The 15,551-nt window shown below is 52.7% G+C and carries 7 protein-coding genes and 2 pseudogenes; 1 reads left to right on the forward strand and 8 read right to left on the reverse strand.

The window, feature by feature from the left end; translation table 11 throughout:
• Positions 1-399 precede the first annotated feature (399 nt).
• Positions 400-759, forward strand: a complete 360-nt coding sequence (locus WCC56_RS04720) for an endoribonuclease SymE (protein ID WP_424691268.1) — start codon at positions 400-402, stop codon at positions 757-759.
• 53 nt (positions 760-812) lie between these two features.
• Here the strand turns inward: WCC56_RS04720 and WCC56_RS04725 are convergent, their stop codons facing one another.
• From WCC56_RS04725 to WCC56_RS04760, 8 genes and pseudogenes are all read right to left on the reverse strand, one after another.
• Complete coding sequence (locus WCC56_RS04725) at positions 813-1,037, reverse strand: hypothetical protein (protein ID WP_424691269.1); 225 nt, start codon at positions 1,035-1,037, stop codon at positions 813-815.
• A pseudogene (locus WCC56_RS04730) lies at positions 1,037-2,926 on the reverse strand (VENN motif pre-toxin domain-containing protein); the annotation flags it as partial. The gene WCC56_RS04725 and the pseudogene WCC56_RS04730, both read right to left, overlap by 1 nt.
• A 55-nt stretch (positions 2,927-2,981) precedes the next feature.
• Positions 2,982-3,254: an immunity protein gene (locus tag WCC56_RS04735; RefSeq protein WP_424691270.1), complete on the reverse strand. Its 273-nt coding sequence runs from the start codon at positions 3,252-3,254 to the stop codon at positions 2,982-2,984.
• On the reverse strand, positions 3,251-4,195 hold the full coding sequence (locus WCC56_RS04740) for a VENN motif pre-toxin domain-containing protein (RefSeq protein WP_424691271.1): 945 nt from the start codon (positions 4,193-4,195) through the stop codon (positions 3,251-3,253). Before WCC56_RS04740 ends, WCC56_RS04735 begins: the two co-directional genes overlap by 4 nt.
• Before the next feature lie 1,084 nt (positions 4,196-5,279).
• Positions 5,280-6,050: pseudogene (locus tag WCC56_RS04745) on the reverse strand (VENN motif pre-toxin domain-containing protein); the annotation flags it as partial.
• A gap of 30 nt (positions 6,051-6,080) precedes the next feature.
• Positions 6,081-6,338 carry a hypothetical protein gene (locus WCC56_RS04750; RefSeq protein ID WP_424691272.1) on the reverse strand — a complete coding sequence of 86 codons (258 nt, stop codon included), beginning with the start codon at positions 6,336-6,338 and terminating at the stop codon, positions 6,081-6,083.
• The gene (locus tag WCC56_RS04755; RefSeq protein ID WP_424691273.1) at positions 6,328-14,355 is read right to left on the reverse strand and encodes a hemagglutinin repeat-containing protein; all 8,028 of its coding nucleotides are present in this window, start codon (positions 14,353-14,355) and stop codon (positions 6,328-6,330) included. The genes WCC56_RS04750 and WCC56_RS04755 overlap by 11 nt, the downstream gene beginning before the upstream one ends.
• 78 nt (positions 14,356-14,433) lie before the next feature.
• Positions 14,434-15,551 (reverse strand): ShlB/FhaC/HecB family hemolysin secretion/activation protein (locus tag WCC56_RS04760; RefSeq protein WP_424691274.1); only part of this gene is annotated, 1,118 nt, incomplete at its 5' end.

Genomic DNA, 15,551 nt, shown 5'->3' on the forward strand with positions numbered 1-15,551 from the left:
AAGATACATCAATTTAAAGATATCAGACGCAATTATGCTACACACCTCACAAATAAAAACACCCCCACCCATTAAAATCCCATGTTATTAAAACCACCTAACGAAATATGAAAATCCGTTTTGCAACATCCACCAATGAAACATTAAATAAAAAATGATGTCACCTTGGTTTGTTATAGGAATATTCTTTAGCGTTTTTACTTTGAGATAACTGTCATCCCCCCCGCTCCCTTACTAAGATTATTAAGAATGGAGAGATATTCCCTTCTTTATTTTAACCTACTGATTTCTCTAACGGCATAACGTTATCGATGAGCCTACTCACTAAGAGACGAGGCGATGTGTGTCAACGAGGAAATAGTCATAAGGGGTGAGATTGGTACCAGACCATAATCAGTTATGACTGAAGCCGGGGCTAAAAACTGCCGTTATACCGCGGGTAATATTCGGGAGGCGAAGAAGTTTGAGCCGTCGCTCTCCATCGTTCTGGAGGGCCACTGGCCGGAAGCGGGGGGAGTTGTGACGGAGATGCCGGATGACGTGAAGGTGCTGCCGGGCTGCCAGATCCTCAGCGTTCAGGAGCAGGAACCCACACCACCGCCGGAGCCGGAAGTGGTTGGGACGCTGAGACGGGCCTGTAAAAATCTGTCGGCGAGCAAGCAGCAGCAGGTTGCGGAGTTTATTCAGGTGATCGCCACGCCGCAGAAGCGGCCCCGGAAGATCCCGGAAGGCACGGTGGAGTGGCGCAGGCTGGATTAACCGACTGGTTATAGAGTAAAATCCCAGCCACAAGGGCTGGGATATTTTAGGGTTTATCGATAATAAAAATACCAAAAAACAAAACCAGTAGGTAGCCCCATCCAGGTTAATTTTAGACAAACAAATAAATCACCCATTGAAAATGGAAATTTATCATTCATATCCCAAGCAAGCCATGCTCCTAATAAACGACCAAAGATTGTTAATATAAACAACACCAGGCTCATCGAACAGCATAAATATAAAAGGTTAAGTAATGACTTTGTACTGTCTTTCATCACTTACCTCCACGATCTTTCAGCTTATCCTGAACCATACCAGACACAGCAGAATCACCGACATTACCTATTATCGATGGTAATGGATGCTGCGATGCTGGTTTAGTTATTGTCCAGACCCCTGTTGGAACCCACTCATATTGCTTTGATATTGGATTTAATTTTTTATCAAATGGCACTTTTAAAACATTACCCGCAGCATAACCAGCCGAAGCACCCGTCTTACTCAACAACGCAGCCATAAATGGATCATCGCCGCTGATTTCGGCCTGGTAATAACCCCCAGTAGCATTCCAGGTTACCGTTGAATTATAACCTTTACCGGTTGTAATCCCACCAATAATGCCCGAGCCAATCACATCAGACAGTTGCACTTCTCCGGTTAAACCGTACTGGATGCCTGCACCCAATCCGGCTGATACACCCACCGCAATAAGCTGCTCTTTGGTGTTATTCACGGCATTAGTAATAATGGCTTTCCCGCCCATTATTGCCACCGGCCAGGATGTCGGATCCATGACTACAGACATTACCCGATCCCCAGTTGTGATATTTTCCTCCAGGAATTTAAGATCGGTTCCATTCAGGTAATTAACCAGCGCTGCCGCCGTCGGATCTTTCAGCTTTTCATCCAGCCGGATTTGTGACGGGTTGGCAATATTGGTGGCACCCTGTATCAGTTCCTGCCAGGTCACGCAGGCAACACCGCCACCTGTACAGGCTTCTACCAGTTCCTTACTGTTCTGGTTGCTGATTTCTATGTACTTCTCAGCCACTTTTCCGCAGTCGCCACTGGATGCTTTGCAGTCCTGCATTTCTTTATCAAGCTGACGGGCTTCTTTTGAACTCAGATAGTTATTCTCAACGGTCGTTTTACCGACCTGAGCACCCGCCACAGCATCCGCCATGCTGTCACCGACCAGACCACCGGCAAGACCCGCCGCCAGCGTGGCCAGTGCGCTGACCGTCTGCTTCTCGGTTTCACTCAGCTCGCTGACCGGTTTGCCGTAAGCATTCACGGCTATCATCCCGGCTATTTCCGCCGTGGCCGCACCTGCCGCACCCGCCAGCGCATTATTGCCCTGCGCCGCTGCCAGTGCCGCATTTACGGCCGCATGTGCCAGCACCTTACCGGCATCATCAAGTCCGCTGCTGCCGATAATATTCGCTATATATGGTGCCGCACCACCCGCTATTGCACTGGCGATATCACCACCGGCCAGACCCTGCACCGCAGCAGTAGCGGCCTGGATGGCCTGCTGAACCTTACCGCCTGTCCCGAACCCGCTTTCGGTAAACGCCTGGTTATAGAAGTTCTGGTACGCCTGGTCGCTGATGTTCTTATCCGTCGGCTTTTTGCCCGGATTGGCTTTCGTCCACTCATCTTTTGCGGCCTGAAGCTGCTCCGGGGTGACGTCCTTCATCTTCTCATTCGCCGCTTTCGTCGCCACTATCTGGCCCTGAGTCCTTGCGATATCGCCAACCTGAACCCCAATTTCTCCCAGTAACTGCGCCTCTTTCAGCCGCTGCTGCTCTTTCTCCTTGTCAAAAATCACCCCCAACCCTGGATTGGCGTTCTCAACATCACGGCTGAGTTCAGCCACAGCCTGTTGCTGATTTTCCTGGTCACGAATAGCAATGCTGCCTTCACTTACCGCCGCTTTTGTCATTGAGCTGTCGCTATCGCTGCGATTTGCACCAATCAGCAGGTTATTAGCCGCATTTCCCGCGAACTGAGCGCCAATAGTGCCACCGGTACTCACCCCCACGCTCTGATGCTCAACTTTATACTCCGCCTCATTTTTAATGTCGCTCCAGCCCAGGGTACCAGTGTCGAGTTTATTTTTGTCTGCAGTGGCCGTACTGCCCAGCACCGCACCATTCAGCTGGCAGAAGAGTGATCGACAGGTAAAAAAATCCCGGTTCGGTTGGCCGGGATTTTTGTTATTTAGGATCTGAGGGAGGAGATTTGTCTTCTTTAATTTCTTTCATCTTTGACAAGATCCAGATACCAGCACCAACAGGCATACCAGTTATCAAGCCCTTTTTTATTGAAAAAACAACGTCTTCCTGCCAGCTAAAAATAAATGAACCATTTTTTAAATAAACAAAAAATGTAGCACATAGACAACCGGATAAAACTACAAGGGTCATGATAGTGACGAAGGACAATAATAAAATCAGCAATGCTGTTAATCCATAATTACGCTGTTTCATTTATTACCCCCTCCCTCTTTCAGCTTATTTTCGGTTTTGCTACCAGATATTTCACTAGCTATAGAACCGCCAATAGCCCCAGCCATGCCAGCAGTTTTATCTGAGACTAGAGGGAAGTATTTATTCCCAATTTCTACAGATTTACCACCTACTGCACCCACCGCTGTACCAAATCCAGCACCAACCACAACCGGAAGCGCATCTTTCCCCTGCAACTTAGCCCCCGTGTACGCACCAGTAATACTCGCCGCTTCCGTGAACCAAAAACCTTTGCCCTGCGTTAAGGCACTGACGCCGGTCGCAATCAGTGCATCTGTGGCGCTGAATGGTCCATCGCTGCTCAACTGGTTAAACACATTCGCTGAACCACCTATCGCACCGGCACCAATAATACTTCCCACTGTTGCGGTAGCTGGCAACAGCAGCGGTGCTGCAACTGTTGTCATCCCCGCCCCCCAGGCCGTCAAAAGTCCCGTGGCCGGGTTCTGTCCTTCTGGCAGATCACCTTTGGCATTCTTACTCAGCGCCGCGTTGATTTCTTCCGTTGTCGCTCCGGCTTCCACCATCGACGTTCCCAGTGTTGAAGATGCCTGACCGTAACTCTCCAACCCGCCAGGCAGGGAAAGGTTATTATTGTTGGATGAGTTCTTGCCTGCCTGAGCGCCCGCCACAGCATCAGCCATGCTGGTTCCGGCCACTCCGCCAGCGAGACCGGCTGCCAGCGTGGCAAGCGCACTCACCGTCTGCTTCTGATCTTCGCTGAGCCGATCGCGTGAGATCCCCGGATACATTTGCTGGGCGATATATTCGCCCATTGATGCACCGGACGCACCCGCCAGCGCGCTGTTACCCTGGGCCTGAGCCGCCACGGCACCCAGCACGGCATGCGCCATCAGGTTGGCTTCAGTATTGACCTTACCTGTGGCCGGATCGGAGGTCATATTATGGATCACTTCCGCCAGATACGGCGCACTTCCACCGCCGCCATTGCAGTTTCACAGGATACAGGGGGTCCACCGCTACAGGCTTCTCTTATGGCAGCCTGCGTGCCTGATTCATAATTCTCTATAGTGCCAGGTTTCTGTTTATTTGCCGCTGCCAGCACACTTCCCAGCGCATTATTCTCAACAAAAAGATCCCGGCTTAGTTCAACCTGGCCGGGATTTTTATGCTATCTGTTTTTTCTGTAGTGTTGGTAATAAATCCACCAACAACCTATTGCTCCAATGATTCCCCCAATGATACTTCCTTTCAAAACCCTTACATAATCAATGGAGGATAAATCCAAAGATAATCCATGAAAGAAAAAGTAAAACAACCTTATTAAAATCTGCGTAGCTATAGCAGCAATAAATACGCCGATGGGAAGAGCAATTATCAGATAAATAAAAATTAAAAACCATTTTGAGGCTGAGATTTTCATTTTTCACCTCCCAATTTTTTTCCTGCCTGATCATTGCCGTATTCTGCTGTTATAGAACCAGTTATGTTACCAGCAACACCAGGCAACGGATTAATTGGTAAAGGTTTGGTTATACCCATCCCCATATCAACCCATTCCCAGCTCTTCCAGTTTGGATTAATAACTTTATCCAGGGGCCCCTGTATCAGCTTACCGGCCCCATACCCCAGCCCCGATGCGGCACCGCTGAGCGCGCCACCTTTTAGCGGGTCATCACCTTTCAGATAGCTGGACGTGGCTCCGCTGGCGGCATTCACGCCCATCGTTCCCCAAAACCCGGTTCCTGCCGTAAATGCCCCTGTCCAGTACCCCAGAATGACATCATTCGGATTCACTTCACCATTAATTAGATAGCCCACTCCGGCATTAGCACCCGCTCCAATCAGGCTGGTCGCTGCAGCAGCTCCCGGCAACAGCGGCCAGGCAACAGCACTTCCCACCGCCGCCAAAGCAGTTTCACAGGATACAGAGGTTCCACCGCTACAGGCTTCTCTTATGGCAGCCTGCGTGCCTGATTCATAATTCTCTATAGTGCCAGGTTTCTGTTTATTTGCCGCTGCCAGCACGCTTCCCAGCGCATTATTCTCAACCGAATTCTTGCCTTCCTGAGCACCGGCAACCGCATCTGCCGTGCTGTCTCCTGCTGCGCCTCCCGCAAGGGCTGCTGCAAGCGTACCCAGTGCGCTGATGGTCTGCCGCTGTTCCTCGCTCAGTTTATCCCTTTCGACACCGGGGTACAGTTGTTGCGCAATAAATTCTCCCGTTGTTGCACCTGCGGCTCCCGCTAATGCGCTATTACCGTTTATCTCCGCAACTACCGCACCTAATACCGCGTGCGCCATCAGGTTCGCTTCTTTGTTCACCTTCCCCTGAGCATCCGTGGTCATAGTGTGGATCACTTCCGCGATATACGGTGCTGAACCGCCTGCAATCGCCTTCGCCAGATCGCCGCCAGCCAGCCCCTGAACCACTGCCGTGGCTGCCTGAATTCCCTGTTGTATGGCACCACCCGTCCCAAAACCGCTCTGTGCATATGCCTTGTCGTAAAGGTTCTGCCAAACCTGACCGTTGAGCTCCTTATCCGTCGGTTCTTTACCCTGATTGGCTTTCACCCATTGCTCTTTCGCCGTCTGACGGTCAGCATCGCCGGCTGAAGCCATACCGTCATTGGCTTCTCTGGTGGCCACTATCTGGCCCTGAGTCCTTGCGATATCGCCAACCTGAACCCCAATTTCTCCCAGTAACTGCGCCTCCTGCAGCCGCTGCTGTTCTTTCTCTTTATCAAAGATAGGGCTCAGCGTCTGGTTGGCGTGCTCCGCATCGCGGCTCAGGTCACAATGTGGCCGGGATCTTTTCAGAGGAAGTTAAAAACCTTTTACTTTAAAGAGTCTGAATAAGATAACCGTAACCCCAAGAGTTACGCCTGCATAAAACCCCATTTTTAATACTTTAATAGTATCTTTCCAAGTCATATCAAATTCACCATGAAATAGCCAAAGCACTCCAGAAAATAATAACCTTGCAGAAAGAGCGGAAAAAATTATTGATAGAGTGATAACAAATACTGTTATTAATGAAAAAAGAATATTTTTAACCTGATGACTCTGCCGATTAATTCTCATTTTTATCCCGCCCATCAATTAACTTTTGTACAGTACTACTACCTGATTCGGAGCTGATTGAGGATGTAATATTGCCCGCTGCACTCGGAAGCTTACTTGGCAGCATCTCCTTAGAGATCCCCAGTTGTCCCTTAACTTCAGTATATTTCAGCAGGTCAGGATTAAACTTCGGATCCCACCCCCCTGTTATCCATTTCCCGGCACTATTCGTCACTGAGGTTGCTACCTTGCCAAAGCCATAACCCAATGCCGATCCTACCCCGTTAGTTATCGTTCCTGTTAACGGATCATCGCCGTTAATCTGATTGGTTAAGGCACCACCTGCGGCATTCCAGATGACTGTCCCGGTCAGGCCATTACCAATGCTGACAACGTTAGTCCAGCCAGCAATTACTGAGTTAACAGGGTTCACCGTTCCGTCTTCAGCATACTGAACACCTGCGTTAACACCAGCTCCCAGCGCCCACATGGCCTGTGCAGGCGCTGTTAAGGATGCCACTCCACCCGTTGCCAGTACGGCCGCATAGGCTTTATTTTCCGCCAGGCCTCGCTGACAGGCTTCACCTGATGGATTATCCGCACAGGACAGCACATCTGTGCCATGTTGTCTGGCTTTTTCTCCCTGTGCCACTTCGTTACCACCAAACAAGTTGTTGTTAACTGAGTTCTGTCCTGCCTGCGCTCCGGCTACAGCATCCGCCGTGCTGTCACCGGCCACACCACCTGCCAGGCCTGCCGCCAGTGTGCCCAGCGCACTGATGGTCTGTTTTTCCTTCTCCGTCAGTTCGCTGTCTGTCTTGCCCGGATACAGCTGACTCATCACCAGCTGCGCCATCAGTTCTCCGCTGACTGCTCCGGCAGCCCCTGCCAGGGCACTGTTGCCGGACGCATACGAAGTCACCGCACCGACCACCGCGTGGGCCATCGCCTGTGCTTCCGGGTTACCTTCGGTCAGTTTGTGGATCTGCTCTGCCAGATACGGTGATGCTGCGCCGCTGATGGCCTGAGCGATATTTCCGCCCGCCAGACCCTGCACCGCAGCAGTAGCCGCCTGGATCGCCTGCTGGACCTTATCGCCCGTGCCGAACCCGCTTTCGGTAAACGCCTGGTTATAGAAGTTCTGGTACGCCTGGTCGCTGATGTTCTTATCGGTAGGCTCTTTGCCCGGATTGGCTTTCATCCACTCATCTTTTACGGCCTGAAGCTGCTCCGGGGTGACGTCCTTCATCTTCTCATTCGCGGCTTTTGTTGCCACTATCTGGCCCTGAGTCCTTGCGATATCGCCAACCTGAACCCCAATTTCTCCCAGTATCTGCGCCTCCTGCAGCCGCTGCTGTTCTTTCTCCTTGTCAAAAATCACCCCCAACCCCGGATTGGCGTTCTCAACATCACGGCTGAGTTCAGCCACAGCCTGTAGCTGATTTTCCTGGTCACGAATGGCAATGCTGCCTTCACTCACCGCCGATTTCGTCGTTGAGCTGTCGCTATCGCTGCGATTTGCACCAATCAGCAGGTTATTAGCCGCATTTCCCGCGAACTGAGCGCCAATACTGCCACCGGTGCTGACCCCCACGCTCTGATGCTCAACTTTATACTCCGCCTCATTTTTAATGTCGCTCCAGCCCAGGGTACCGGTGTCGAGTTTATTTTTGTCTACAGTGGCCGTACTGCCCAGCACCGCACCGTTCAGCTGGGTGTGTTCACCGACCCTGATATCAAAACCATCCTGCCCTGCAAACACGCCCGTCTGCTCCTGGACGCTGTTGTAGTTGCTGTGCATTTTATCCTGACTCAGACTTACCGAACCGCTCCCGCCGGTGAAACTGACGCTACCTCCCGCGCTGGCATTTTTTTGTTTCGAGTCGTAGCTGTCGGTGTCCTGCTCGCTGCTCAGCGTCAGGTTGCGGCCAACTTCCATGGTGACCTTCTCACCGCTGACCTGCGCACCGGTCAGCGATGTGTCCCGACCACTGATAATGTTCAGTTTATTTCCGGCGCTGACGGTGCTTTCATTGTGCGAGGTGCCATTGCCGCTTTCGCTGCCTCTTCCTTCATTGATACTGGCGTTAACTGACAGGCCATTTGCGCCCTGACCAAAATTAATCCCTACTCCTAAGGACGCCCCCTTACTCTCATTTTTCCCTTCCAACTTCTGGCTGTCCTGAGACGACATCAGGTTAACGTCACGCGCAGCGCTCAGGCTGGCATCCCCGCCCGCCTTCAGTTGGCTGCCCTGCACGTTAATATCCGTGTGGCTTGCCGCAATCTTGAGGGTGTTCCCCGCGGTCAGTGAACTTGCCTGGTTCTGATGTTGGGTGACCGTTTGCTCAGATTTTGACGACTGGCTGCCGTAAGACAGATTAACCCCCACCAGGCTTCCCTCACTTCCTCCTGCCTCTGCCAGCGAGGCTCCCTGATAAGCCTGAACGCCGGTGAGGGCTGCCTGCATCCCCTTAAGCACCGCGAGACGACCGCTTGTTTCATTACTGGCTTGCGTAGCCGTGGTCACGGCAGAATTTATCGCACTTCCCACCACGCCGGACAGCGCCAGCGTCAGCCCGCTCTGCTTCTGCTCAACCTTGTGTGTCTGCTTGCTCTGGTTCTCTGTCGCCAGGATATTCACTGCGCTGCCGCTCAGCGTCAGATCTTTCCCTGCAAGCACGTCCGAACCTTTCACCGTCAGGTTATTGCCCGCACTCAGGCTGACGTTGCCCGCCGTGCTGCCGACCGTGCTGGCCGCGCTGCCGTGTGTAACACCTTCATCCGTCGTTTTAAGCGAGCTTCTGCCCACCGTTACCCCGATCCCTCCGGTTCCCGACAACCCGCTTTTCGTCTCCTGGTATTGATGTATTTCCTGCCGCGTTTCATCCGCCGCTGTCAGCATCAGGTCCCGGCCCGCCGACAGCACCACGTCCTGCGTCCCAACCACGTTGCTACCGCTCACGGTCAGATCATTCCCGGCCTGCAGTTTCACGCTATCGCCACTGAAACTGCTGCCGATAGCGGTCTGGCTTATCACCTCGTCATGCGTGGTGACCGACTTACTGGAAAACATTCCGCTGCTGCTCTGATGGCTGTTATCGGTCAGGTGATAAGAGGCCTCGCCGCTGGTCAGATTAAGATCGTTGCCCGCGGTCACATTCAGACTATTTTCGGCCGTGACGGCCGCCGCGCGGGCATTCAAATCATGACCTGCCGACAGTGACACATCGCCACCAGCGTTAATCTGGCTACCCACTTCCGTGCTCTGCGTCAGGCTACGGTTGTTTCCGCCGCCCCAGTCGCCACTTTCACTTTGGGTAGTGGTCAGGGTGTTGAGATTCAGGTCATTGCCGGCAATAATCTGCGTCTGGCTGCCTGCGCCAGCATTACTGATTTGCGATGCGGTAAGATTCACGTTATTCATCGCCTGCAGGCCCAGCGTGCCATTTTCGTTCTGCACATAAATGCCTGCCGGGCGATCCAGAGTAATGTTGCCCACGGAGCCACCCAGCGTACTGATGCTGTTGATATCACGCCCGGCAACCGCCTTCAGGCTGCTGTCGCCCTGCAGCGTGCCACCGAGATTACTGATGTCCTTACGTGCCTGCAGGTCAAGGCGATCGCCGCCGATAAAGCCGCGATTGTTCAGGTTCTCTGCGATCAGTTGCGTCACGTTACGGCCGTTGATATGCCCGCTATTGGTCAGATCGTGACTGACTGCCAGCGAAACAGCATTTCCCGACAGTAACGCGCCGCTACCGTCCAGATCGCCAGGCCTGAGACGGGCATAAAGCTGCGGCACCAGCACCGTCTGCATGCTGCCATCAGGCAGCGTTACCCTCTGCTCTACCAGCCACACCATATCACTGGTCAACAGGGCCATCTGTTGTGCCGATAACGCTACGCCAGTCTTCAGCTCAAGGGTTTTAGCGAAAGTGACGCCAGCATCCATCAGCGCCCGGTATTGCGCTTCATCATTACTGTAACCTGCCAGATAACGGTTGCCGGTCAACGCTATTACCTGCTGACGAATTAACTGCTGCTCATAATACCCATCGCCCAGGCGCTTCAGGACCGTATTTGGATCCTGAGTAAGCTTTTCCTGCATGTAGTCGCTACCCAGCCATTTTTTCTGATTAGTGAAGCGCGGATCGGTTTCCACCAGATAAGGCACGCCGCTTTCCAGATGTGTCGAGAACAGGCTGTTATCAGGTAAGGTCGTAACTGGATTGATCTCCCGGATAATCGTATTGCTACCGTCGCTGCCAGGCTGCACAATTTCCACAATCTGTCCCGGCGGTGGCGTTATTGGCGTTTGACTGGTGTTGGCAGAGATGGCAGCGGCATCAATAATAGTCTCAGCCGTTACGGCAGTATCACGCCCTCCCATTGTCATGCTACTGCCACTAACCTTAGAACCTCCCTGCCAGCTCATCGTTTTCAGATCGAGAGTTTGCTGGATGGGCTCTGGCTGGTACTTATCACGACTTTTTCCTTGCGACGTGTCTGTTCCACCCATCGGCCCCCCACTGGTTTTTTTTGCATACCAGCGGGTCTGAACCCCCCTGTCAGTTATCACCCGTTCGCCCGGCGTGGCAACGTTATTCAACTCATCAATCACCCCGCTGAGTTGTCCACCCGCAATCATCTGGCTGTCATGGTTATTGACCTGATGACTGTTGATGGTCAGATTACCGCCGGAGAGGACCTGGCCGGGATCGCTCTCCGTTACCTGGGTTTCGGTGATAGTCCGGACATATTCATATTCGTAAAAAGTGCGCCCTTTGGTGCCGTCCGGCATGATGGCGTACTGGACGTTGTCTTTATCTTTCTTGCTGTGATCGATGTCATCCCAGTCAAAACGATTTACAGAACTACTGAGCACCGCCTCATGGTGAGAGGAGCGTTCAACCAGCACCGTTTCCGTCACCAGATGGTCATTAATATTGTTTATCTGCCCAATGTTAAGGGTCATATTTCCGGCAGATTCCACCGTGGCGCTGATGTTATTGAAGACGGAACCCTGCGCACTGGCATTCCAGTTGCTGTCCAACGCGCCGCCAATGGCCATGTCGCCGCTGCTGTAGATCAGCGCGTGGTCACGGTTGTTCAGCAGTTGCGCACCAATATCCAACCGCTCGCGGGCGGCTATCGTTGCGGCAATGCCATTTTCCGCCAGGTTATTCAAGGTGCCGGTTTGCAGCGCAATGTGGTCACCGTAGAGACGACCGCTGCCGAGATTCGTCAGTGAGGAGGAAACAATATGCGTGAGCCCCCCGTCGATCACTCCCCGGTTGGTCACATTACCTGTAATGATCAGATGATTTTCCCCGGCGCTGACCTCCGCCGGGTGCTGGTTATTCAGGCTGCCGGCTGTGAGCGTAAGGGCACCTCCAGCCTTGATAATGGACTGGTTATTCAGTCCATTGCCACCCAGATTAAAAGTCAGATTGCCGTTAGCTATCACTTCACCCTGATTGAAAAATGCTTGTTGCAAGGTTAACGCCATCGCACCTTGCGACAGCACGCGGCCATCACCACTCAGTGATTTTGCAGTGAGATTCAGTGAATTTCCCGCGATCAATGTTCCGCTGGTATTGGAAAGTGCCAGCGTATCAGCCCCAATTAGGGTTAATTCTGCACCTGAAGAAATCAGCCCTTTGTTGTTATTCAGTGAGGTAGCGCTGCTGACTTCCCGGCGTTCATTCGCCCACAAAGAAATCAGCAGATCGCCAGCAATTTGTAATTGCCCCTCGGCGTTATCCAGGGTGCCACTCTTTATCTGCGCGTCCTTATTTGCAGCAATTAAACCGCTACTGTTATCAAGGCGCTGGCCAGAGGTATTGAGTTCAAGTGCATCGGAGCTGAGTAACTTTCCAGACCGGTTAAGCAATGTTCCGGTGAGTAACGTCAGTGTCTTCCCGGCACTGAATATGCCACTGATGTTGGACAAAGTGCTGCCCTGCGTATTCAGCAGCAGTTCGGTGCCTGCCTGCACTCTGCCATGCTGGTTGTCCATTGCCTGACTGACGAGGTTCACACCGGTCTCGCTGGATAACATTCCTTGCTGATTAGTGAAGTTCAGTCCCGTTAGCGAGGCATCGCCGCCTGCTGCCATAAATCCGGCTGTGTTGTCGATGTTCCCGCCCTTCAGGGTTAACGTGCTGTGGCTGAGAATGCCGCCATTGCTGCCGCTGTTGCGGTTGTTCAGGTCACCACCGTGTAAATCCAGATCCATGGCTGCGCCGGATTGCAGTAATCCCCCCTCATTGTTCATCCCGCCACTTTTTAGTGAAAGCCTTCCAGCTGCCGCAATCACGCCCTGCTGATTGTTAAGAAGCTTTTGCGTCTCAATCTGCACCGAGCCCTGTTGTCCGGCGATCAGTTGGCCGTGCTGATTAGTGAAAAATGCGGTAGTGAGCCTGAGGTTTTTACTGTTACTGGCCAGCGTACCGCCTTCATTATCAATGCCTTCGGCAAACGAAAGCCGCAGATCGCTGTCACCCAGTTGTTGCAACGTTCCTTGTTGATTGGCTAATGAGCGGCCGCTAAGCGCCAGAGTTTCAGCCGACACGCTGCCACCAGCATTATTCAGCTTCCCAAATGCTGAGGCGGTTAGCTTACGCGTGGCTTCCACGGTAGCCTTTGCCGTGCTGAGATCCCCGCTGGTGGCTTCCAGAGATAGAGTCTCGCCGTGCGTCTGGCTGCCGCTGAAGTTGACGGTCGTGCCTTTTGCCTTGAGTTGCCCCGCAGCCAGAGCCTGGCCGTTCACCGTCAGCTGTCCCTGGCTGGTAAGTGTTAAATTACCGGCTGCACCTTTCGAACCCTCCCCGTTAATGCCAGCGCCCAGAGTACTGCCTGAAGTATTGCTAATCGATGCAGCACTCAGGGTGGTATCAGCGTTGGCGGCAATAGTCCCCCCATTGCTTAGCGAGCCACTGACCTTGATATCGGTGTTGCCAGTGGCGTAAATCTTGCCGGTATTGTTAATACTGTTTTGCGAGATAATTTGCAGGTTTCGGGTCGCTTTAAAGCTTCCGCTATTGGTGATACTGCCATCCGCATTGAGCACCACATCCCCTGCTGAGGCACCAATATTGCCTGCATTGTGCACGCCAACCCCTTTTTCCGTTCCCAGCAGGCGGATTTTATTCGCGTACATCCCACCAAGTGCAGCAACGTCTATTGCAACGCCCGGTGACACACTGCCGTTAGCTGCTTTAGCGTTGACCCGATGGTGATCCGCATCGACGGTATTGCGGCCTGCCGAAACCTTCAATTCATTGGCCCAAACGGCGGAATTGATGCTCACCGCGCGGGCAATAAGATCGGTGCTGTCCTGCTGGCGACTTTCCATCCCTTCGCCCTTCACGACAATTTCGCCCTGGTTGACGTCATATCCGCTGATCGAACCGTTAGTCATCTGCACCTGCCCGGTAGTCAACGTGGCACGGTTCGCATTGATAAAGCCGCAACCATTGCAGGTAATTCCTGACGGATTGGCAATCACCACCTGCGCCCGTGTTCCTGCAACCTCGATAAACCCCCTAAGCTGGCTGGCGTTAGCGGAATTGACCTCATTCAGGATCACCTTCGCTTCCCCACGGACAAGATTAGGGTTCCCGGTGATCATACCGGCCAGTTGTGACTGGGTGTTGGCATGGGAATTGTTCAGCACAACCCCCTTTTTATCTACATCAAACTGGCTGTAAACGTTGCGGGAAACGCCCCCTTTGCTCGGGGTTTGAATAGTGATTAGGGGAGTGCCGTTAGCGGAATTGGAGACGATCGCCTGATGCTTCCCAGCGGCATGACTATCGGCTATCACTTTGGCATCAACGGAGTAAGTGACACAACCAAGTGACAGTAACAGGGCAAATTGCAGTGGAGAAAGTAGGCTGATACGGCTCTGTAAGGTGCGGCCTGGACCGGAAGAGGGTGAAGAGGAAGCCCGGCCAGATGCTGCGATGTCAGCCACCACCATTAACATGCCACGCGCTTTATTAAAAACAATACGATAGAGGTTCTTATTCATCACAGCATCCTTACTGAAATGGGGTGACCAGACTGGTCAATGGCTTTACTGGCCGGTATTTTCAGACGCAAAGTCGCTTCAATATTGATAATTAAGGCTAAAACCCACTGACACAGGATCGGTTTTAAATCCATCAGGTTTGGAGAACGGCATCGCGGCAAACAGGTCATAACCCAACTTAACTGCCGCGCCGCGAAGCCCCAGTGCGCCGCCAGCTAAATGGTTACCCACCAGATTTTCCGTGCCGTTTCCGCCGACTTCACCGTAATCCACGCCAAGGTATACTTCTTGTGACGGCAGCGGCGTACTCCAGGCAATATCATTACGAATAAACCAGCCGCGATTAGCATTCAGGCTGCGTTCTCCGTCAAAGCCGCGCACGGTCCAGCGACTGCCGATGGCAAACTGATCCTGAGGGGTTAGCAGTGTATTGCTCAGCTGGCGCTGGTATTGAACGTTGTAATGGAAGCGTTGATTGGCTAAGGAAAAAGGCACATCCAACTGGGCGTTAAATTGCAGGATTTTGGAGAGCGCAGTGGCATAGCCGTAATATTCTTCCGGGGCTGACATCGCCCCAAACCAGCGTGTACCGCGTTGATAACTGACGCCTGCATCCAGTGTGGACTGGCCAATGTAATGCCGGTGTTGTAAACCCATGCGCCAGGCTGCCGTGCGGCGGCGCTGAACTTCCACTTCGGTATCATCAACGAAGCTTTTCGTCTCTTTGGTCAGCACATGGTAAGTGAAGGAGGTTTTCTGGCTGCTGCTGCGGTGTAACACCCGGCTCAACTGGAAATCAAGACTCTGACTTTTTCCGCTGTACCGGTAGCTCTGGTTCAGCCCGGCAACCGTTTGGTGATAGTCATAGCGGCTTGCAGTAAAGCCAGCCGTCCAGTAGCTAAAAGGCACAGAATAGTGTGCAGTAAAGTTGTTAGTGCCTTTGCCTCGATGGTTTTCAAGGCTGGTGCTGCCTGAAAGATAGAAAAGATCGCTGAACGAAAACGGGTTGTCGAGCGAGAGAGTTAAGCCGCCCTGATAGCGCCCGGTGGTGCGGGTGCCGGAGTCGTCCAGCGAGGCACCCAGACGCCACATTCTTGGTTGTTGCCACGTTAACAACACATCGCTTTCGCCGGGTTGGTCGCCCGGAACCATCTCCATGCTGGCCTGAACCCCAGGCAAGCGTTGCAAATTCTCCA

The sequence above is a fragment of the Erwinia sp. genome (assembly GCF_049696395.1).
GTDB lineage: Bacteria > Pseudomonadota > Gammaproteobacteria > Enterobacterales > Enterobacteriaceae > Erwinia.